Below are 19,989 nucleotides of genomic sequence, written 5' to 3'. Positions count from 1 at the left end.
GCTTGGTGCGGAAGTTCCACTCGCTGTCCTCTTGCCGCAGGTAGTTGGGGTCGGTCAGCGGTGCCGGCGGCGCAGGAGGGCGAAGGTGGCGACGATCGCTGCGGCGGCGAGGGTCAGCACAATCGCGCTCTCGACCAGTTGCAGCGGCCAGAAGTGGGACTCGGGGTGATAACGGGTCCCGATGACATCGACCAGACCGAAAAGGTCCCCGTCGCCCGCACCCCGCGCAGGCCCGTCGAGGGCGGGCCAGAGCCAGGGGCGGATCAGGGCGAGGGTCGCCGTGACGATCCCGACCACAGCGGCGGCCGCGGTCATGGCGGGTACCGTGCGTCCGATCAGCAGACCGGCCATGGCGCCGACCGCGATGCCGAGGAGGGCGTAACCCACCGCCACCGGCCCGATCACCTGGTAGACGGGGAGGTCGTTCCACTGGAGCGGGTACCAGGTATCCAGCGATTGCCGCCGGATCCATGCGGCCAGCAGCACGAACGCGGGCATGACGAGGAGCACGCCGGCGACCGGCACCGCCAGCCTGGCGGCGAGCCAGCGGGCCGGACTGACCGATTGGGTCCACTGCAGTCGGTAGGTGCCCGACTCCAGCTCGCGCCCGACCAGCGGGCCCGCCACGAACGCCCCCAAAAGCAGGGGCAGTACCCCCATTCCGAGCCCGATGTAGTGGAACATCCTGTTGACGTACAGGCTGCGGGAGAGGAAGCCGCGGACTTGGATGCCGCATCCGGGCACCGTGTTCTCCACCTTGCAGCCGGTGGCGGCGAAATCCTCGGCCAGTGACTGGACGTACCAGCGGCCGGCGGGCAGGGCGATGGCGGCGAGCAGCACGAGGGCGAGAGCCGCCCACAACGCGCGGCGGTGCAGGCCGATGGTGACTCGAAGAGAGCCGCGCAGGTCGAGGAGGGTCATGCCGCAGCCTCCATGGCCGCGGTGAGCATGGCTGGGGCGTCCGGAGCGCCCAGGTGGGCGAGCACCAGTTCTTCCAGGGTGGGTGCGTCCACCTGCCAGCCTTCGCCGTCGGTACTCAGGGGCCCTTCCGGACGAATCAAGGCGGTGAGCCGGCGCCCGGTGGAGCGTGCGGTGAGCACGGTATGGGGGGCCAAGTCGCGGATCGGGCCGGACACCAGGGCGTGGGCCTGCAGGAGATCGTCCACCGAGCCGCCGAGTCGGACGCGTCCGCCGTCGATCAGCAGCAGGTGGTCGCAGGCGTCCTCCAGCTCGGAGAGGATGTGCGAGGACATGAGGACGGTGGTGCCGTGTTCGGTGGCCGTCGCCAGCAGGGCGCCCATCAGTTCGCGGCGGCCGAGCGGGTCCACATCGGACAATGCCTCGTCCAGGAGCAGCAGCGTAGGTCGTTTGCCGAGGCCCAAGGCCAGGGCCAGCCGCGAACGCTGGCCCCCGGACAGGGCGCGGACGCGTCGGGCCGGGTCCAGACCGCCGTCCTCCACGACCTTGCCCGCGGCGGCGGCGTCCCAGCGGTCGGGATTCAGGTCGGCGCCCATACGCAGGGTTTCCGCGACCGTCAGTTGCGGATAGAGCGGCTTGTCCTGGGAGACATAGGCAACGGCCTCGCGGGGCGGGGCCGTCAGGGTGCCCTCGGTGGGCTTCAGTACGCCCGCGGCCAAGGCCAGCAGCGTGGACTTGCCGGCCCCGTTGGGGCCGATCAGGGCGCATACGCGACCGGCGGGGAGCCGGAAGGAGCAGTCCCTCAGGGCCCAGCCGCCGCGGCGGAACCTCCGTCCGAGGCCGTGGGCCTCGATGGCTACGGTCATTCTTCGTCCCCCTGGTTCGGTTCACTGTCGGATCCGCTCAGTACGGAGGTGAACAGTGCGGTGATGTCGTCCTGCTCCAAGCCCGCCCGCCGGGCCCGTACCAGCCACTGCGCGAGCTCGGCGCGCAGCGCGCCGTCTGCCGCTTTGCCCTCGCCCAACGTCCGGCGGACGAAGGTGCCGAGGCCTCGGCGGCCCTCCACCAGGCCCTCACGTTCGAGCTCCCGATAGGCCTTGAGCACGGTGTTGGGGTTGATGGCGAGGGCCTCGACCACCTCGCGGGCAGTGGGCAGCCGGTCTCCCGGCTCCAACAGTCCCAGGCGCAGAGCCTGTCTGGTCTGCTGCACGATCTGGAGATAGGTGGCCACACCACTGCGCCGGTCAATGCGGTATTCGATCACGGGCGGCCATCATCCTTTCACTAAGGAAGTAGTGAAAGGATGATGGGTGGGAGCCCGACCGTCAAGAGCGCTCATCTACTGACGCCGAGTGCGGTGTGCCGTGTTGCGGCCCGGCGGGGCTTCCCTTCCCGTATGACCTGCCGACGACATCTGGCTGCCGACCACGGATCCGGTGGGAGCGGCACGACGAGAACCACGAAGCCTTCGGCCTTGCGACCCGCCTCTCACCGGTGCCTCGTGATGGCGGCGCCTGGTGGCGCTCTGGCGGCTGCGTGGCGGGCGTGCGACGTGGGGGTGAACGACGCGGCCAATGGACTCGCGCTGATCTTCTACGGAGCGATGCACTCGATCGCGGCGGCGGCGTGGTAGTGGGGTTTGCTCATCGGGTACGTAAGACGTCGGAACCTCAAAGTCGCCCTCGTCGGCGGCGTGGTCGGCACATCGAATTCGCCGAAGCACTGCCGGTGACCGCCTCCGGGAAGATCCAGCGCAGCGTGCTGCGCACGGCGCGGACCCTGGGCGGTGAGGAATTCCGTCCCGCGTGACGGAACGACCGTCGTGAACGCCGGGTTGTTCGTAAGAGAGCATGGAACACGCCGCAGGGCGCGCCATGCGCAGGGCCGACGGGGGAGCGGCCCTCTATGCAACTGCTGTGGCTTCAAACGTTCATGGCCGTCTATCACACCGGGTCGTTCACCGAGGCGGCCCGCCAGTTGGGAACACCCAGCCCACCGTTACCCAACAGGTCCGTGGACTCGAACTGGAATTCGGACTTCCGCTCTTCGAACGCACTCCGCGCGGAGTGGTACCCACACCCAGTGCGACCGTCCTCGCCAAAGACGTACAGGACTCCCTTAAGAACCTGAGCATTGCCATCGGCCGCCACTTCGGCGACGGGGAAGAAAACCGTCCCTTACGGATCGGGGCGACACCGGAACTGGCCGCCGCACGGCTCATGCCCGCCTTCTCCCGCCTGGCCGCGGGCGGAATGGACATCAAGACATCCGTCGGCGTCAGCTACGAACTCCTCGACCACCTCTCCGACGGCTTCCTCGACCTGGTCGTCTCCACGATCCGGCCCCGCAGACGCGGACTGGAAGCCACCCCCCTCGCCGACGAGGAACTCATCCTCGCCTCGCCCGCGATGGCGCAGGAGCTGTTCCCCCTCGGGGTCACGGACGCCGACGTCGACCTCGTGGCCAAAGCACCGCTCATCGCGTACGCCGAAACGCTGCCACTGATCCGCCAGTACTGGAAGGACGTCTTCCACGCCACGCCGACGACCGCGCCCAGCGTGGTCGTCCCGGACCTGCGCGCCGTCATGTCCGCCGTCATCTCCTCGGCGGGCATCTCCGTCCTGCCCCGCTGCCTGTGCTCCGCCGCCCTCGCCTCGGAAGCCCTGGCCACCCTTCTGGAACCGGAGCTCCCACCCATCAACACCCTCTACCTGGTGGTCCGGTCCGGAACCCTTGCCGACTACCGCCTCTCACAGGTCCACAGCCAACTCCTGCGCAGCGCCCAGATGTGGTCCTGAGCCCCGCGCGGTCCAGGCTCGGTGCCCCCAGGACCGGGGCGGGGCAGCGGCGTCCGCGATGAAGCCGGTGACTTCGCGTGGCCCACGCCTCGGCGGCCGGGTGGCGAGGCGGCCCCGATACGCCGGCGCCTGATCCGGGTATACGGCGGCAATGGACGGAAAGGTCTGGCTCACGCTGGCCGCGCTCGTCGCGGCCGGCCTCGCGTTCTACGCGGCCGTACTGCTCGTACGGGTCTTCAAGGCGCGGCGCCTGCTGCTCGACGCGGGAATCCCGCTGCGCGACAAGGCCCTGTTCTGGGTCGCCGTGCTCTACACGCTCTCGCCGGTGGATCTGATCCCGGATCCGGTGTACCTGGACGACATCGGCGTCCTGCTGCTGGCCCTGCGCTCGCTCCACGCGGCGGCGGCCCGGCTGCCCGCACCGAAGGACACCGCCCCCTCGTGAGCGCGGGCGCTGAGGTGGGCGCCAAGCATCGGCCACCTCGGGCGATCCGAATGCGGTGCCGATCGTGGACGACACCGTGCAGTACTGAAGGCGGGAGCAGCGACGAAGGCGGGGAGGGTGCACGAAGATCCGTGCACCCTCCCCGCCTTCACGTCATGCGTGATCGGTCGCCTCGCCGTGGGCCAGGGACTCGGCCAGGGTTGCGGAGGATCTCCAGCCCCACCCGGTCCCGGGCGTCCACACCCGCGGGAAGTACACGGTGCGCTGCCGTCGGGGCCGGGGAACGTCTGTCGGTAGGAAGGCGTCGGTGCGAGGGCCGTGGGCGGCCGACCGGCCCAGTGCCGGTCGCGGGGGCCGGGTCCGGGCCGTACACATGGTGGGGAGCCGTGATGGCGGGCGGGTCCGGGGTGCTGTGTGAAGAAGGAGATGTGTTGTACACGGAGATCGTGCGGTTCCGGTTGAAGGACGGCGTCGACACCAAGGACTTCTTGAGGGCGGCCTTCCGGATGGATCGGGAGTTCCAGCCGACCCAGCCCGGTTATGTGCCGGGCAGCCGTCGCACGATGGTCTCGGACGAGGGGGAGTGGGCGATCTCGGTGGATTGGCTCACCAGGGAGGACTCCGAGCGTTCCCAGGCGGCGTTTCGTGAGGCGGGCGAGGTGACCCGTGACTACCTGGCTGCCATGGACGAGAGCTCGATCCGCATCGAGGTGTGCACGCTGTACCAGCTCGGTGACGAGGAATAGGTAGCGCGATCGGCCGCCTGTGTCCGGACGACTCATCGAAGGGGCGGCTGCGGCCCTTCGCGTCGGCTGCGTCGCCTTTGACGGACGCGAGCCGGGGCTTGGCGGGCGCCGGTTTCTTCGGCCGCATACAGGACGGCGTCCTGGTGATCCCCACCGTGGCCATCTGGCCGGGATCCCCGGGCGTCGACTCGACCGGCTGTGTGGGCGCGGCGCGGCTGCGTCGGTGGCCTCCGCGCTACCGGCCTGGTGGGGTGTCCTTCGCCGGTGTGGTCGCCAGCCAGTGGGTGACGACGGTGTCGATGTAGGCGTCGGTGAGCGGCCCGCGGTCGAGGAAGCGGCGGAACATGACCGGCCCGATGAGCAGCGTGAACTCCTCGGCCGTCATCCGCACGCCGGAGGGGGCCAGGAGGTCGTTGAGCGCCTGGTGGCGGTCTTCGCTGATCCGGGCGAGCGCGTGGGCGGCCTCGGGGTCGCGGTCGGCCTCGGACGCGAGGGCCATCAGCGCGCTGCCGGTGGCGCTGTCGTCCAGGCCGTGGCGCAGGCTGTGCAGGTAGGCGGTGAGCACCTTCCGCGCGTCTGTTCCGGGTGCCGGATAGCTGTCCGCGTCGCCTGATTCCAGCATCACGTCCACCAGCAGCGCCTCACGGGTGGGCCAGTGCCGGTACAGCGTCTGGCGGGTCACCTCGGCGCGCTCGGCCAACAGCGAGTAGGTCAGCGCGGTGGGGCCGACCGCGGCGAGGAGTTCCCGGGCGACCGTCAGGATCCGGGCGCGGGTGCGTTGCACCCGGGGGTTGGACGGGTCGGGTTTGGCGAAGGCGGCAGGCGTCACAGGGCAATCATACGACTCGTATGCTTCACTGGAATCATCCAAGTTGTTTGTTTGTTCTTCGGGGGTGTACTCCCCGACAACCCATTGAAGAGGCACGACATGGCCGCCGTCACCATCGATCCGCACGCCGACGCCTTCACCGTCATCGTCACCTTCACCCCCGACCCCACCCGACGGGAGGAACTGGTCGAGGCGATCCGCACGTTCGTCGAGAACGTCGTGCGCCACCAGCCCGGATTCCTCTCCTCCACCGTCCACGTCAGCACGGACGGCACCCGCGTCGTCAACTACGCCCAGTGGGCCGGCCGCGAGGCTTTCGAGAAGTTCGGGGCGGACAACGCGGTGATGAACCAGCGCGGCGCGATCACCGACTTCCCCCACGACGGCCGGCCCTACGAGATCGCCTTCCAGATGACCGCATCCGCCTGACCCCGGCCGGCCCCACCCCCCTCGCACGAAAGCAGACCCGCTCATGCCGTTCACCATCAGTTACGACCGTTTCGGCGGCCCGGAAGTCCTCACCCTCACCGAGACCGACCTCCGCGAGCCCGCGCCCCACGAGGTGCGGATCAAGGTCAAGGCCGCGGGCATCAACCCGCTGGACAATAAGATCCGCCGCGGCGACCTCGCCGGCGTCTTCCCCGCCGAGTTCCCGATCGTCCCCGGCCTGGACGCGGCAGGAGTCATCGACGCCACGGGCGAAGCCGTCACCGACTTCGTCGTCGGCGACGAGGTGTTCGGTGTGACGCCGGCCGGCTCCTACGCCCAGTACGCGCTGATGCCCGCCCCGGTGGCCAAGCCCGCCGACCTGTCCTGGGAGATCGCGGCCGCGCTGCCCACCGTCGGTGAGACGGCCTTCCGCGCCCTCAAACACCTGAGCCTCACCACCGGGCAGACCCTGCTCATCCACGGCGCCGCCGGCAGCGTCGGCGCGATCGCCGTCCAGCTGGCCACCGCGCACGGCATCACCGTCGTCGCCACCGCCGGCCCCGACGACCTCGAACGCGTGACCGCCCTGGGCGCTACCGCCGTCCCCTACGGACCGGGCTGGCCCGAACGCGTCCGCGCCGCAACCCCCCAAGGCGTGGACGCGGTATTCGACACCTCCGGCGCCGGCGTCCTGCCCGACTCCATCGACCTGGCCGGCGGCCCCGACCGCGTGATCACGATCGCCGACATGAACGCCGCCCAGCACGGCGTGCGCCTGACCGGCATGGACCCCGCCGACCGCGCCCCCGAAGCCCTCCCGGAGCTGGCCGCCCTGGCCGCCTCCGGCAGGCTGATCGTGGAGGTCTGGCGGACCTACCCCCTAGAGGAAGCCGCCCGCGCCCAGGACGACATCGACCACCGCCGCAACAAGGGGAAGATCATCCTGCTGCCCTGACAGGACGCCTCCACGTCCAAGCCGGGAAGCCGTCTCACCGCCATGTGCGGGCTCTACGGTTTGCTCGCAGCCCCTTCGATTCCCCGCCGCTGTGGCGGCCGGCGCACCGGCTTCGCACCGGCGTGTGATGGCCGGTTCGGGTATGGAGTCGGGCCGGGGCGGCAACCGTGTGGTTGCCGCCCCGGCCCGTAGGGGTGTCGTCCGGTTCAGAGGCGGTGTGGTCCGTCGTAGTAGCCGCCGACCTGCCGGTGGTGGTCCTCGTTGCCGAGGTGCTTCTCCTTGTCGAACTCGGGAGCGTTCTTGATCTGCTCCTGGAGCCGGTCCACGCGGATCGTCCGCTCGTCCGCATCGACACCGCTCATGGTGCCCGCGGGGAGGAGGACCTCCTTGCCGAAGATCCACGGGCCGGTGTCGACGACGATGTTCGCGGGGCCGACGTCCTCGGAGTGCTTGTAGACCTTGCCGATGGAACCGTCGACGGCCTCGACCTTGCAGGGAGGTCAAGCGGCCCTCCGTGCGGGTTTTTTGCTTTGTGGCGATCTAGGGTCTGTTGCGAAAGTGCTGGTCAGAGCCATTCGTTGATGGCTGCGATCAGCACACGGTGGCTTCGTAGCGGACGGCGAGTTTGTCGTACCTGGTGGCGACGGCCCGGTGGCGCTTGAGGCGGTTGATGCCGCACTCGACGGCGTGGCGTTGTTTGTAGTCGTCTTTGTCGAATGCCGGGGGCCGGCCGCCGCGGGAGCCGAGTTTCTTGCGGTTGCGGATCTGGTCGGCCTTCTCGGGGATCGTGCACCCGATCCGGCGTTTACGCAGGTAGGAGCGGTTGGCCCGGGATCCGTACGCTTTGTCTGCACGGACTCGGGCGGGTCTGGTGCGAGGCCTGCCAGGGCCGGGCCGGGCGACACGGACCTTCTCCAGGACGGGCTGTCGTGCCGGTGGCCGGCCGTGACCAGCAGGGACATGGGCTTTTGTCCCTGCTCGGTGGCAAGGTGGATTTTCGTGGTCAGACCGCCGCGGGAGCGTCCGAGACCGTGGTCGTCGGGCTCGGTGACGAGGCCGCCGGGAGGCTCCTTCTGGAGGTCCCCTTTTTACGGGCGCCTGCCGCGTGCTGATGCGCGCGGCAGACGGTGGAGTCGACGCTGAGGTCCCAGGTGATCAGACCTTTCGCGTCGGCATCGGTCTGGAGCCGCTCGAATATGCCGTCGCGCTGCCACCGGCGGAACAGGTCGTAGACCCGGTCCCACGGCCCGTACCGTTCCGGGACGTCCCGCCACGGAGTGCCGGCCCGGGTTCGCCACCGTATGCCGTCTATCAACTGCCGCCGGCTCCATACCCGCGGCCGCCCCGGCTTGCCGCCGACCGGCAACAGCGGCTCCAGTCTCGCCCACTGTGCATCTGTCAGATCTCCACGCACCACACCATGATCATCACCGACCAAGATCCACTTTCGCAACAGACCCTAGTGCCGAAGGTCGTGGACGGGGGCTGGCATCGCTACCATCGCGATCAGCACCAGCGCTCATCCGTAGTCACCTTCTGCCCTCGCAGGCCGTCGTCAGGGTCGGGGCGGGGAGAGCACGGCGACCTCCCAACCGAAGCCCACCACCAGCCGGCCGTCCGGGGAGACCGCCAGCGCGCGGACCGGTCCGGGGAACACCAGCCGTGGACCGGCGGGACGGCCCGAGGACAGGTCCCACAGCCGCACCGTCCCATCCTGGCTGCCGCTGACCGCGACCTGACGGCGGTTCACCTCCCCCGTCGCCAGCGCCCGTACCTCGTCGGTGTGGCCGGCAAGGGGGGTGCCGAGCTGATCGCCGGTGGCCAGGTCCCAGACCCGTACCGTCGAGTCCCGGCTGCCGCCGACCACCAGTGGACGGCCGTCGACGACGGCGGTCGCCACCACCACCGCAGTCGCGTTCGCCGGGCCGGTGAGGGGTTCCCCGAGCGGGTGGGCGGTGGCCAGGTCCCAGGCCCGGACCGTCCCGTCCCAGCCGCCGCTGACCGCGACCGGGCGGCCGTCCACCAGCGCGGTCGTCACCGAGCTCGCCGGGCCCGCGTGGCTGGTGCGGGATTGCGCGAGCAGGCGGGCGGTGGCCAGGTCCCAGACCCGCACGGACCCGTCCCAGTCTCCGGTGACGACGACGGGGCGGTCGTCCAGCACTGCGGTCGCCACGGCCCGCACCGGAGCGGGGTGGTCGAAGCCGGGCTCGCCGACGGAGCGGCCCGTGGAGGGGTCCCATACCCGCAGCACCCCCTCCCAGCTGCTGGTGAGGACGACGGAGCGGCCGTCCGCCAGTGCCGTGGCCATGGAATCCACCTGCTGGGAGTGGCTGATGACGGGTTCTGCGGCGGGCCTGCCGGCGGACAGGTCCCACAGCCGCACCGTCCCGTCCGCGCTGCCGGTGACGGCGACCGGACGGTCGTGAAGAACCGCGCTCGCCACGGCGCGCACCTCCCCGGAGTGGCCGGGGAGCGGGTCACCGGCCGGGCGGACGGACGCCAGGTCCCACACCCGCGCCTCGCCGTCCTCGTTGCCGCCGGTGACGGCGATCGGACGGCCGTCCACCACCCCGGTCGCCACCGCCCACACGCCGTTGACGTGGCCGGCCAGGAGTCCGCCCACGGGGAGACCGGAAGAGAGGTCCCACACCAGGACCATCCCCTCCCGGCCTCCGCCGACCGCGACCGGGCGGCCCTGGACCGACGCCGTCGCCAGCACGTTCACCCCTCCGTCGATGCCGGTGAGGGGAGCGCCGAAGGGCCGTCCGGTCCGCAGGTCCCACATGCACACGGTCTCGTCCCGGCTGCCGCTGACGGCGACCGGACGGCCGTCGACGACCGTGGCCGCGAGGGCCCACACCCCTGCGGTGTGGCCGGTGAGCGGCGCACCCTCCTGGTGGCCGGTGGCCAGGTGCCATATCCGTAGCGTGCCGTCACCGTCGCCGGTGACGGCGACCTGGCGGCCGTCCACGACCTCCGTCGCCAGTGACTCCACTGGTCCGTCGTGGCCGGTCAAGGGTTCGCCGACGGGCTGGAGGGTGGTCAGGTCCCACCGCCGCAGCGTGCCGTCCCGGCTGCCGGTGACGGCGAACGGGTGTCCGTCCAGCAGGACGGTGGCCACCGCTGTGACGCCGTCGGTGTGGCCGGTGAGGGGAGGTCCGAGGAGCCGGCCGGTGGACAGGTCCCACACGCGCACGGTGCCGTCCTTGCTGCCGCCGACGACGACCTGGCGGCCCTGTGCCGTTCCGGTCGCCACTGCACGGACCTGGCCGCCGGAGTGTTCGAGCGGTTCGCCGAGCGGGAGGCCGGAAGCCAGGTCCCAGCGTCGCACCGTGCGGTCGTCGCTACTGCAGGTGACAGCGACCGGGCGACCGTCCACCTCTCCCGTGGCCACCCCGCACACCCGGTCGGTGTGGCCGGTCAGGGCCTGCCGGAACCTGTGGTCCACCCTGCTGCCGGTGGCCCAGTCGACCCTCCATGCCGGGTCGGCACCGTCGTCCAGCGGCACTGCTGCGATCCGCGCCGACAGGACCGGGTCCCCGAAGCGGGCGGCGTCCAGCGCCAGGAGCTGCCGACGCTCCCCCGCAGCTGCCTGCCGATGCAGATGGGCCGATGCCCGGTAGACGGCCTCCGCCGACCTTCCCGCGGCGCCCGGGACGGTCGCCAGCAGTTCCAGTGCCGCCTTTGGGTCGGCGTTCACCAGGAAGGACAGGTCTTCGGGCAGGTCGGCCCCAGCCTTGCGCCTGCGGCGCAGGAGGACGGACGAGGGCCGCCACAGTGCGCAGACCAGGCCCGCCCCCAACGGAATCTGCAGGAGCCGCTGGACCACCGGTGCGCCGGGGACGCCTCCCGGGGTGGCTGAGGCCAGCCCCTGCGGGTCCACCGTCAGGGCGTGGGTGCTTCCGACGGTCCAGTGCCAGCTGATCAGTCCGCCGCCCTGTACCGGAGCCAGCGGCGGACCGTCGAGGACGGCGACGGTGCAGCTGTCGGTGCTGCCGCCGCTCATGCCGTCCGTGGACCTCTGGATCTGCAGCACCCGGACGTGCTCGGTGCGCCCGCGCTGGTGCAGCGCCTGCTGGGCCAGTGCGGAGCCCTGCAGGAGCAGCAGGCCCAGGAGGCACAGCATGGCCAGAATCCAGCGGAAGGCCAGGAAGCGGCAGATGCACGGAAGCCAGCAGGAGAGCAGCAGCACCATCTCGCTCGTCGGGCCCAGCCACGGCACGCCACCGTCGAAGGAGGCACCCGCGATCAGGAGCGCGGCCGCCCATAACCCGTATGCTCCTCCGACCGCTGCCGCAGCCGTCAGCGCTCGTCTGTCCCCCATGTCCGTCCCCGTCCTGTACGGGCCCCGCCAGGCGGGGCCGCTCACTCACAAGGTATGGATTGTTCAACAATCCCTCAAGAGGGATTCCTCTTCCTGACAGCACAGTTGCTGCTACCGTTCTACGGACAGGCTGGACCAGCGAGTTTTTGTTCAACGATGAGGCCGGATGAGCGCGACCGTTCCCAGTGGCACCGCCGAGCGGGTGGCGGCCGCACTGCGCCAGCAAGTGACGGAGGGTCATATGCGGCCCGGCACACAGCTGTCCGAGGAGGCTGTGGCAGCGTCGCTGGGGGTGTCCCGGAACACCCTGCGTGAGGCGTTCCGGCTGCTGACCCATGAACGGCTGCTGGTGCACCAGTTGAACCGCGGCGTCTTCGTCCGCGTCCTGGACGCCGACGACGTGGTGGAGCTGTACCGGCTGCGCCGACTCGTGGAGGGGGCGGCGGTGCGGGAGCTGGCCGGCGCCCCCGACCGGGTGATCGAGGGGATCCGGGCCTCCGTGGAGGAGGGCGAGCGAGCGGCAGCCGAGCTGCGCTGGGCCGAGGTGGCCACCGCCGACCTGCACTTCCACCACGGGATCGTCGGGCTGGCCGGATCACCTCGACTGGAGGAGTTCATGCTGCGCGTCCACGCCGAACTGCGCCTGGCCTTCCACGCCATGGACGATCCGCAGCGCTTCCACATGCCCTTCCTCGCCCGCAACCGGGAGCTGCTGGCAGCCCTGGAGTCCAGGGACGCCAGGCAGGCGGAGCTGCTGCTGTCGGTCTACCTCGCCGACGCGGAACGCCAGTTGCTCCGCACGTTCCAGGACGCCGGACGCCCCGTCGACTAGATGATCGATTCCAAGGGAGAGGTCGGCCGATGTCCGAGGCGGGTCCATGCGCCTCGGACATCGGCCGACTACCTGGTGACGGGCCAGCCGATGACCTGGTCGAGCTGGATGTCACGAAGGACGGCGTTGTCCAGCTTGATGCCGGTGGCGTTGGTCAACCCATGAGGCGGGGCGCCGGTGAGGACCCGACCGATTCGCGCGTCCGTCAGATCCACTGCCCGGAAGTCGGCGCCGGTCAGATCGCAGCCCGTCAGGGAAACCCCTCGCAGGGACGCGCCGCTCAGATTGGCCCCGCGAAAGTCGCACAGCTTGAAACGGCAGCCGTCCAGGGTGGCTTGACGCAGATCAGCCCCGCGAAACGAGCACCGCGTGAACGACAGCTGCTGCAAACGCACCGATACGAGATCACCACCGTCGAAGGACTCCCGACGGAGAGCCGCATACCGACGGCGGGACGCGAGGCCTTCCTTCGCCGTCACCACCCTGTCCATGACAGACATCGTGGCAGCCCTGGCAGACGACTGTCGCCCGCAATTGCGGGCTCCGGCGGCACCGGCCAGTCCAGAAGGATCTGCGGAAGCGGCGCGCGGGCCAGGCGAGGGAGTCCAACATCGGTGTGTGAAGACTGAGTTGGACTCCCTCGCGACCGCACTCTATGTGAAGACCGACGATCTGTTGAAGGATTTGCCGCAGCTGGCCCCGTGGCGGCCGACGGTGGGCATCGCGCCGCAGTTGAGCGACGCGGAGCTGGTGAGCTTGTCGATGATGCAGGCGATGCTGGGCTTCACCTCCGAGGCCCGTTGGCTACGGCACGCCCGCGCCCACCTACGGCACCTGTTTCCCTACCTGCCGCAGCAGCCCGGCTACAACAAGCGGCTGCGCAAGGCCGCCGAGCTCATCCGTCGCGTCACCCGCACACTGGCGGTCGACACCACGCTGTGGACCGACGATGTTTGGGTGCTGGACTCCACGCCGGTCGAGTGCGGCCGGTCCCGCGAGACCGTCAAACGCTCCGACCTGGCCGGATGGGCCCAGTACGGTTACTGCGCCAGCCACAGCAGGTTCTTCTGGGGGCTGCGGCTGCACCTGGTGTGCACCCTGCACGGCCTTCCCGTCGCCTTCGCCCTGACCGGAGCCAAGGCCGACGAACGCGAGACCCTGCTGGACCTGCTCGCCGTCGAGCCGCAGCTCGCCGAGGAGCATCCCGGCCAGACTCTGATCGGCGACAAGAACTACTTCGGCCGCGAGTTCGAGCAGCAGCTCGCCGAGCTGGACATCCGGCTGCTGCGGCCTGCCCGCAAGGGCGAGGCCGAGCGGGCCGGATCACAGCTGTTCAAGCCGCTGAGGCAGGTCATCGAGTCGATCAACGAGACCTTCAAGGGCCAGCTCGACCTCGAACGGCACCGCGGCCGCACCCCGGGCGGTGTGGCCGTCCGCATCCTGCAGCGCATCCTCGCGCTCACCGCCGCCATCTGGCACAACGACCACACCGGCCAGCCGACCATGCGCGCACTGACCGCCTACGACCACTAAACCCCTTGGAATCGATCATCTAGACAGTGCGGTGGGTCAGTTGCAGGCGGGGGCGGAGCCGGGGCCGAGGGTCCGCCGGCCGGGCACGGCCTGGTGGTGCTCCTCGGTGGCGGCCTGGGCGGCCGGGGGCGTGTCGGTGCCCTCGGCGGCGAGTCGGACTCGGCGCGGACCGTGGGGCTCGGTGGTGGTTGTGGCGGGGCGGGGGCCGGTGCCCAGTGGGCGGCGCTCGATCATGCGCCCAGTCTCCCGGCGCCCGGTCCGGCCCGGTCACTGGGGGACCGTGAGGGGGGAAACCTGAGGGGAAGCGTGGGGGGAGCCTAGGGGGAAGGCCCCTTCCCGAGGATCTCGCGTTTTGCCTGCTCAGAGCACCTTTCGCGGCTGGTGAGTAGCCGGACTTATATCTGTGACGGGGGTGGGAGGGTACTGCGCAGGCCGGTGTCGGGCGGAGTGTCCGGAGGGCCTGGGAGGTGCTGTGTGCGTCACTACGGTGGCGTGATCATCGGTAGGTCGGGAGGCTCGGGTGCGGGTTCGGAGGGGTTACGGGGCGATGCCCCGCTGGTCTGCCCTGCTCGGGGCCGCCGGCTACCGGGTGCCGGCTGCCGGGTGCCGGCTGCCGGTTCCGGCAGGGGCAGAGGGCAGGCGAGGGGGAGGACGCGTTCGGTCAGTTGCCCGGTGAGGTGGGTGTCGGTGAGGGCGGCGTCGGTGAGCCAGTCCGCCGCGGTCAGTTCGTCGACCAAGTGCTCCAGTTCACCCGAACCGACGGGAACCCAGGCCGCGAGGGCGCTGCGGCCGATGCCGTGGCCGCCGGCACCGAGGAATCCCGAGGCGCCGGTTTGCGTGGCCAGCGTCAGGGCGAGCAGCCGGGTGCCGGCGGTGGCTTTGGCCTTGCGGAGCTTTTTGTCCGAGATGACCTTCTGGGCCCAGCCGGAGAGCTTGGGCCGCATTTTCTTGCCGAACGTGAACGGGCCCATTTCGTCCTCGCCGGGCGCCAGGGAGGAGACGGTGATCGGGGTCGGGTTCTCCGGCCGGGAGGCGAGCAGGTCGGCGGCGGTGCCGGGGAGGGACAGCCAGCCGCAGCCGGTCAGCTTCTCGACCAGGTCCTGCGGATCGGTCAGGCCGAGCGCGGTGAGGTCCTGGCCGACGAGGTTGCCGGTGCCGGTGTGCGCGGTGCGCAGGGTCAACATCAGCACCAGCAGCCGTGCTTCCGGGCCGGGCAGCGGGGTGTGGTCGGCCACGTGCGCGAGGACAGAGCGCGCATGCTCCCACTGTGTTGGCACGGTCAACAGCCGGCTTACCGACGGTGCATCGCTGTTCGGGCTGCGGCCGGTGCGCTGCTGATGCTGGAGGCGGGCGGTGGCAGCGGCCTGCTCGGCGCGCCGGGCCTCCCGTCGCAGGGCGGTGTCGCCGGTGACGTCCGCCCATGTGGTGAAGGCGCGTGCCTTGCGTTCCTGGAGGTCGGCGAGCAAGGCCAGGTCGGGTTCGGTGCGCTGCTGCTGGGCGCGGAACAGGTCCCCAAGTTCGACGAGTTCGTCGCGCAGCACGATGGGCCGCAGGTCGTGCGGGATGGTCCGCTGCGCGATCTTGCCGTAAGGGTGGCGGCGCCGTACCGGCGCGGAGCGGGGCGCCGGCACCTCCCCTGGGCCGGTCACCGGCGACGGACCATCGGAGAAAGGCGGGCCTGGCGCGGGAGCGGTCGCTGGCCGGTCGGCGAGGGCGGGAGTGTCGACCGCCGGGGTGGCGGCCGGCGCGGAGACCGGGGCGGGGGTGACGACCTTCGCGCCGGGCGCGGCGGCCGCGCAGCGTGAACAGCACTCCAGGGCTTGCCACCAGCGCCCTTCCCGGTCGGTGACCACGGCCAAAACGACCGCGCCGCCGCACCGCCAGGGCTGGGCGCGCTCTTGCCGTTCGTCGAGACGGATGTGCGTGCGGCAGTTGTCGGTCCTGCACGCGCAGTACGTGTCGGCCCGGGGCCCGCAGGCCGCCCGCAGGTGGGCCTTGAGGTGGTCGATCGCGGCCGCACGTCCGGCGGCTGCGGACGGCAGACGCTGATCGGCACAGGAGGGACGGCTGCACGAGACGCGAACTGCCGCACTGCCACGGCCGGCAGCGTCCAGACGCACCGTCCACCTGCGTCCCAGCACCCGCTCGTCCAACTCGCTCGCCGTGGCCTGCGTCATCCCGCTTCTTCCTCCCACGCCATAACCCGACAGCCGCCCGTGCCCACTCCCGCTACGACGGATAGGGCGCGAGAGCCGGGCCCACCGTACGCGGCAAGCGGCCCTATGGCCGGGGAACTCGCCCTGCCTTGGGGACACCTCTTCAGGGCGTGCGACGGCTCCGCCGGGAGCAGGGCGGGATGACTCGATCCGGCCCCACGGCCGGAGGCAGGTCGGTAGCGTCCCAGCTCATGAGCGCACACCGAGCCTCCCCCGATGAGCCGTGGCCCGGCTGGGCGACCAGCCGGGCGGCTCAGGCCGCGTACGGCAAGCACCTGGTCCGCATCGGCCGACTTGTCCCAGCACTGCTGTACTCGCAGGTCATGGACCGCCAGCACCTGGCGGCCGCGCACACCGCCCGCCGCCAAGACCTCATCGACTCCCAGGTCAGGAGCCTGGCCATGGAGTGCCGAGACGACCTGCTGGAGAGTGCGGTCGTGCTGGACGCGCTCGCCCTGTGCCACGGCCATGGCAGCTACCTGATGCGCCCCTATCAGGAGGACTCCCGCAACCCGGTGCCGCCAGACGTGGAACTGCGCACCGACGCCTCCGACGTTGCCGATCAGCTTGTGCGCCACGACCAGCTGTACGGGACCAGCACCACCGGTGACATCCCTGCGGCCCTGGAGGACGGCTGCACGGACGCCGAGCGGGACGCGGTCCGCGCCTACGCCCGGCGGGAGTGGATCGACCCCCAGGAGCGATGGCCCGGCATCTGAGGTCCGCCCAGGAGCGCGTCGCCGGCCGTGTGGACAGCAGCTGTGGGACGCGGCTGTTCTGTCCGAGCCACGCGGCCACGTCCTTGTCGATGTACTCGACCAGGCGCAGCACCTCGGCGTGTGCGGTGGGGAGGGTTAGCCGGCGGCCGTGGCCACGGCGGTCGGTCTGCCCGGGCAGGGGAACGCCGCTGATCAGCGGTTCGTGGTGGGCGGCGCGGTTGCGCAGTGAGCGGACGTGGCTGGCGGTGGTGAACACGGTGGTCCGCTTGCCTCCGCTGTTCGGGAACGCTTTGTGGAGGGCCTTGCGCCACAGGGTGGAGTCGTAGTCGACGTTCTGCCGGTACGGGCCGTCGACGCGGGTGCCGCCCTTGTCGAGCAGGTTCACCCAGCAGCCGAACGTGGACTCGGCTACCAGCTTCCCGGCTTCGTCGCTGAGCGTGAACGACCCCTGTCGAATTGTCAGAGGTGCCCTCTACCGTGAAGGCAGGGATTGCCGTCAAGGGGGAGGGCACGCCGTGGCCAACATCGTCTGGCACACCACGTACCGGTTGCTTCTCGATCTCAAGCAGGAAGACCTCGGGCACGAGAACTTCGATGACCTGTGGAACTTCCTCTACAAGGCGGACCGGATGGCGGCCCAGCGCAATGTCCCGGTCTCCGAGCGGGGGCTCCAGTGCGGCGGTGTCTGCAAGGACGCCGGCGTGGTCGCGTGGATGTACTTGCGACAACAGGCCAACGGCCGCCGCGAAGCCGTCCATGAGCGCAGGGAGGACGAGGAGCGGCACAAGGCGCCAATGAGCGACGAGCACAAGGCGTATCAGGAACGGATTCTGCGGGCGGCTGCGGAAGGGGGCTTCCACGGTGACTGCGAGGTTCGCACACCGGTCGGGCGCAGCAGTTTCATCCAGACCGACACCCTGATCGAGGGCGAGGGTGGGAGGCGTATCGGGTGGGAGGTCCAGCTGTCGTCCGCCGGCGTCGACGGGCCCGGCAGTGTGAAGTCCCGGGCTGCGAAAGCGGCGAAGCGGGGTATCACCCCGGCGTGGCACACCGACCGGGCGGACTACGCACGCCGTAGCGATACACAGTGGACCAGGAGCAACAACCTGCCCGCCCACGTCATCGCGAAGATCGGCGACCTTCGTGTCATCTCCGGCTACCGCGCCCTGGACTTCTGGGTCTGCGACCTGCGGGCGGTCTACCCGTGCCCGGACGGGGTCCGCCGGTGCGGCAAGCCGCACGTCACTCCCAAGCCGCGGGACGTGCTGTTCGACGACCTCGTGCGCCGGACGGCAGCCGGAACGATCGTTCCCGTCGAGTACCTCAGGGGGACCAAGGTCGATCGGTTCTGGGTGACCGACGCGGACCGTGACCGCCTCGCCGACCTTCAGGCGGGCGTCATCGTCCTGCCCCCGACACGGCCGGACGACTCCAGCTCGAAAACGAGCCCCAACCTCCCCACATGTCGCCTCGCATCGGTCCTGGGCGAGCCCGCCTCTTCCGCCGGAGCACGCCGTCCTGGTGTTCCCCACGCTGCCGCCGGATGGCGCACCGCCAAGGAGTCGAGCGGCCCCCCGAGCCACCGGCCCCGACCGCCTCCCCGGCGAAACTCTGCACGAAGTGCGGCGAGATCATCCACCGCATCCCCATGAGCCGCCGCGGCCCGGCCGACTACTGCCAGCGATGCCGAGACCAGGACTACCTCAAGCGCCAGCAGAACCCCGCCCGACCCCTCGCCGGCCACAGTGTCCCCACAGGCCCGACATGCGGCTTCTGTCGCACCCCCATGCAGCCGGCCTCAGCAGCCCGACGGTGGTGCTCGCACGCCTGCCGACAGGCCGCCTACCGAGCACGGAAACTCGGTGAGCTCCCGGCGACAGCTCTCTCCCGTCAGAACCGAGCGACCTGAGGCACCAGCGCCCGGTTCGACGAAGAAGCCTGCGTTTCGCTGGACCTGCTCAGTGTGTGGCGGACCAATCGGCACTGACCTGATCCGCTACGGAGAAGCCGGTTTCGCAGTCCGGGCACGTCGCGTCGCCGAAGACGTAGGTCATCGCGCTGGAGACGTCTTGGTGCCCGTCGGCGAGGGCGATGTCGTGGAGCCGGCGGCCGATGCCATCCATGGCTGCGGGGCTGGCGGGACGCAGGGGCGTCGTCTCAACGTCGTCCTCCGATAGCGCGTAGTCACCGCTCGTGGAGAAGAATCCGCGCTCGCCGATGACGATGAACAGGTTGGCTTGGCAGCCAGGACAGGAGACCTCGTACTCCTCGTTCACGAGGCCCCAGGCGAGGTCTTCGCCCCAGCTCACGACGCCTTCGAAGCTCAGCATGGATTCCAGGAGATAGGCGTACTCGTTCCGATCGGACGATGTCCGGAGGTGTTCGTTCACCACTACCAGCAGGGTCTCGACCTCCGCAGCGTGTTGGGCGCGGACGTCGCCGGCCCCGTGCGGCTGGTCAGAGCCCGCCAAGATCGCACCCGCCAGGTTCAAGGCGCTGACCGCCTGCTCCCGGTCATTGCGGCCGGCTACGTCGGCCAGCCATGGCAAGGCCGCGAAGCTGGCCGAGTAGACACTGCCTTGATGGCAGAGCGCCGACCACAGATCGTTCCAACGCTCGGGGCTCGGCTCCGAAGCGATCTGATCCAGCAGCACCGGTATGTCTTCCGCCGAGCCGTAGGCATGGCTGAGTTGCGCCCAATCCGTCATGCCGGAATCCAAGCAGGTCAGTCCTATCCGCCGCGCCTCCGGCCCTCGTACAGGGAAAGCTCCTGACCTGCACGGTTAAGGTTCGATGTCCCGAAACCGGTAGTCATCACGCTTCGATGGCAAACGAGCAAGATCCGATGGCAGAGGACAACCGTTTCTGCGCTCGAAAGGCGATCAAATCCGGATATTCGGGCAGTTGCTGTCACGCGGTGGCGGCGGGCGTGACAGGCGGCGTGACACCTCTGATGTGACGCTGGGTGAGCGTGACAGGGTGATCAGTTCCGGAGCGGCGGCCAGACGTGCGGTTCGCGGCACTGTGACCTGTGACAGCGAACCTGGACCGCTTGCCATCGAAGGTGGACCGAACGCAGTTCGTGACAGCGATGATGGACCGCCGCAGGTCAGCTACTGTACTTGTCCCCTCGGCCGCGAGTAGTAGGCGGACAGCGGTTAACGCTGAGATTGATCATGGTGGCTGAGCCGACACCCATTGGCTTCCCGGACGAGCGCAGCGGTGGGAAATTGGAGGGGTGAAGC

Annotated in this window: 18 protein-coding genes and 3 pseudogenes; 10 read left to right on the top strand and 11 right to left on the bottom strand. The window is 70.1% G+C overall.

Features of this window, described 5'->3' with window-relative positions:
- Window positions 1–54 precede the first annotated feature (54 nt).
- Genes ACV7NM_RS33930 through ACV7NM_RS33920 form a run of 3 tightly spaced genes read right to left on the bottom strand, consistent with a single transcriptional unit; the run spans window position 55 to window position 2,182 of the window.
- Window positions 55–921, bottom strand: a complete 867-nt coding sequence (locus ACV7NM_RS33930; protein WP_463414247.1) for an ABC transporter permease — start codon at window positions 919–921, stop codon at window positions 55–57.
- Window positions 918–1,784, bottom strand: coding sequence for an ABC transporter ATP-binding protein (locus tag ACV7NM_RS33925; RefSeq protein ID WP_463414246.1), 867 nt, complete (start codon window positions 1,782–1,784; stop codon window positions 918–920). Before ACV7NM_RS33925 ends, ACV7NM_RS33930 begins: the two co-directional genes overlap by 4 nt.
- On the bottom strand, window positions 1,781–2,182 hold the full coding sequence (locus ACV7NM_RS33920; protein WP_463414245.1) for a GntR family transcriptional regulator: 402 nt from the start codon (window positions 2,180–2,182) through the stop codon (window positions 1,781–1,783). Before ACV7NM_RS33920 ends, ACV7NM_RS33925 begins: the two co-directional genes overlap by 4 nt.
- A gap of 641 nt (window positions 2,183–2,823) precedes the next feature.
- Between ACV7NM_RS33920 and ACV7NM_RS33915 the strand changes: the two are divergent.
- The 4 genes and pseudogenes from ACV7NM_RS33915 to ACV7NM_RS33900 form a co-directional block, all read left to right on the top strand.
- A pseudogene (locus ACV7NM_RS33915) lies at window positions 2,824–2,945 on the top strand (helix-turn-helix domain-containing protein); the annotation flags it as partial.
- Window positions 2,946–2,984: 39 nt separating this feature from the next.
- A complete protein-coding gene (locus ACV7NM_RS33910; protein WP_463414478.1) occupies window positions 2,985–3,716 on the top strand; it encodes a substrate-binding domain-containing protein in 732 nt (243 codons plus the stop codon).
- Between the two features lie 151 nt (window positions 3,717–3,867).
- On the top strand, window positions 3,868–4,161 hold the full coding sequence (locus ACV7NM_RS33905; protein ID WP_463414244.1) for a YkvA family protein: 294 nt from the start codon (window positions 3,868–3,870) through the stop codon (window positions 4,159–4,161).
- A 431-nt stretch (window positions 4,162–4,592) separates the two neighbouring features.
- Window positions 4,593–4,907, top strand: coding sequence for an antibiotic biosynthesis monooxygenase family protein (locus ACV7NM_RS33900; RefSeq protein ID WP_463414243.1), 315 nt, complete (start codon window positions 4,593–4,595; stop codon window positions 4,905–4,907).
- Between the two features lie 235 nt (window positions 4,908–5,142).
- On the opposite strand, the gene ACV7NM_RS33895 is transcribed toward ACV7NM_RS33900, so the two are convergent.
- Window positions 5,143–5,736, bottom strand: a complete 594-nt coding sequence (locus ACV7NM_RS33895; RefSeq protein WP_463414242.1) for a TetR/AcrR family transcriptional regulator — start codon at window positions 5,734–5,736, stop codon at window positions 5,143–5,145.
- Between the two features lie 99 nt (window positions 5,737–5,835).
- Here ACV7NM_RS33895 and ACV7NM_RS33890 point away from each other — a divergent pair, with 99 nt between their 5' ends.
- The gene (locus ACV7NM_RS33890; protein ID WP_463414241.1) at window positions 5,836–6,165 is read left to right on the top strand and encodes an antibiotic biosynthesis monooxygenase family protein; all 330 of its coding nucleotides are present in this window, start codon (window positions 5,836–5,838) and stop codon (window positions 6,163–6,165) included.
- A 43-nt stretch (window positions 6,166–6,208) separates the two neighbouring features.
- The gene (locus ACV7NM_RS33885; protein WP_463414240.1) at window positions 6,209–7,120 is read left to right on the top strand and encodes a quinone oxidoreductase family protein; all 912 of its coding nucleotides are present in this window, start codon (window positions 6,209–6,211) and stop codon (window positions 7,118–7,120) included.
- A 206-nt stretch (window positions 7,121–7,326) separates the two neighbouring features.
- Here ACV7NM_RS33885 and ACV7NM_RS33880 read toward each other — a convergent pair.
- The 3 genes and pseudogenes from ACV7NM_RS33880 to ACV7NM_RS33870 form a co-directional block, all read right to left on the bottom strand.
- Window positions 7,327–7,611 (bottom strand): annotated as a pseudogene (locus ACV7NM_RS33880) (PRC-barrel domain containing protein); the annotation flags it as partial.
- Between the two features lie 100 nt (window positions 7,612–7,711).
- Window positions 7,712–8,537 (bottom strand): annotated as a pseudogene (locus tag ACV7NM_RS33875) (IS5 family transposase).
- 138 nt (window positions 8,538–8,675) lie between these two features.
- The gene (locus ACV7NM_RS33870) at window positions 8,676–11,444 is read right to left on the bottom strand and encodes a WD40 repeat domain-containing protein (RefSeq protein WP_463414239.1); all 2,769 of its coding nucleotides are present in this window, start codon (window positions 11,442–11,444) and stop codon (window positions 8,676–8,678) included.
- A 166-nt stretch (window positions 11,445–11,610) separates the two neighbouring features.
- Here ACV7NM_RS33870 and ACV7NM_RS33865 point away from each other — a divergent pair, with 166 nt between their 5' ends.
- A complete protein-coding gene (locus tag ACV7NM_RS33865) occupies window positions 11,611–12,276 on the top strand; it encodes a GntR family transcriptional regulator (protein WP_463414238.1) in 666 nt (221 codons plus the stop codon).
- A 68-nt stretch (window positions 12,277–12,344) separates the two neighbouring features.
- Here ACV7NM_RS33865 and ACV7NM_RS33860 read toward each other — a convergent pair whose 3' ends face one another.
- Window positions 12,345–12,767 (bottom strand): pentapeptide repeat-containing protein, encoded by a 423-nt coding sequence (locus ACV7NM_RS33860; RefSeq protein WP_398798750.1) that lies wholly within the window; start codon window positions 12,765–12,767, stop codon window positions 12,345–12,347.
- A 127-nt stretch (window positions 12,768–12,894) separates the two neighbouring features.
- On the opposite strand from ACV7NM_RS33860, the gene ACV7NM_RS33855 reads away from it, so the two are divergent.
- Window positions 12,895–13,809, top strand: a complete 915-nt coding sequence (locus tag ACV7NM_RS33855; protein ID WP_463414237.1) for an IS982 family transposase — start codon at window positions 12,895–12,897, stop codon at window positions 13,807–13,809.
- 36 nt (window positions 13,810–13,845) lie between these two features.
- Here ACV7NM_RS33855 and ACV7NM_RS33850 read toward each other — a convergent pair whose 3' ends face one another.
- Both ACV7NM_RS33850 and ACV7NM_RS33845 read right to left on the bottom strand, forming a co-directional pair.
- On the bottom strand, window positions 13,846–14,043 hold the full coding sequence (locus tag ACV7NM_RS33850) for a hypothetical protein (protein WP_463414236.1): 198 nt from the start codon (window positions 14,041–14,043) through the stop codon (window positions 13,846–13,848).
- Between the two features lie 248 nt (window positions 14,044–14,291).
- Window positions 14,292–15,986 carry a hypothetical protein gene (locus ACV7NM_RS33845; protein ID WP_463414235.1) on the bottom strand — a complete coding sequence of 565 codons (1,695 nt, stop codon included), beginning with the start codon at window positions 15,984–15,986 and terminating at the stop codon, window positions 14,292–14,294.
- 230 nt (window positions 15,987–16,216) lie between these two features.
- Here ACV7NM_RS33845 and ACV7NM_RS33840 point away from each other — a divergent pair, with 230 nt between their 5' ends.
- On the top strand, window positions 16,217–16,744 hold the full coding sequence (locus ACV7NM_RS33840) for a hypothetical protein (RefSeq protein WP_463414234.1): 528 nt from the start codon (window positions 16,217–16,219) through the stop codon (window positions 16,742–16,744).
- 515 nt (window positions 16,745–17,259) lie between these two features.
- Window positions 17,260–18,396: a hypothetical protein gene (locus tag ACV7NM_RS33835; protein ID WP_463414233.1), complete on the top strand. Its 1,137-nt coding sequence runs from the start codon at window positions 17,260–17,262 to the stop codon at window positions 18,394–18,396.
- Between the two features lie 306 nt (window positions 18,397–18,702).
- Here the strand turns inward: ACV7NM_RS33835 and ACV7NM_RS33830 are convergent, their stop codons facing one another.
- The gene (locus ACV7NM_RS33830) at window positions 18,703–19,452 is read right to left on the bottom strand and encodes a hypothetical protein (protein ID WP_463414232.1); all 750 of its coding nucleotides are present in this window, start codon (window positions 19,450–19,452) and stop codon (window positions 18,703–18,705) included.
- Window positions 19,453–19,989: the final 537 nt, after the last annotated feature.

Source organism: Streptomyces sp. Tek67B01 (genome assembly GCF_055231995.1).
Note: the sequence above shows the minus strand (reverse complement) of the source record. Positions and strands in the feature narration are given on the sequence as shown.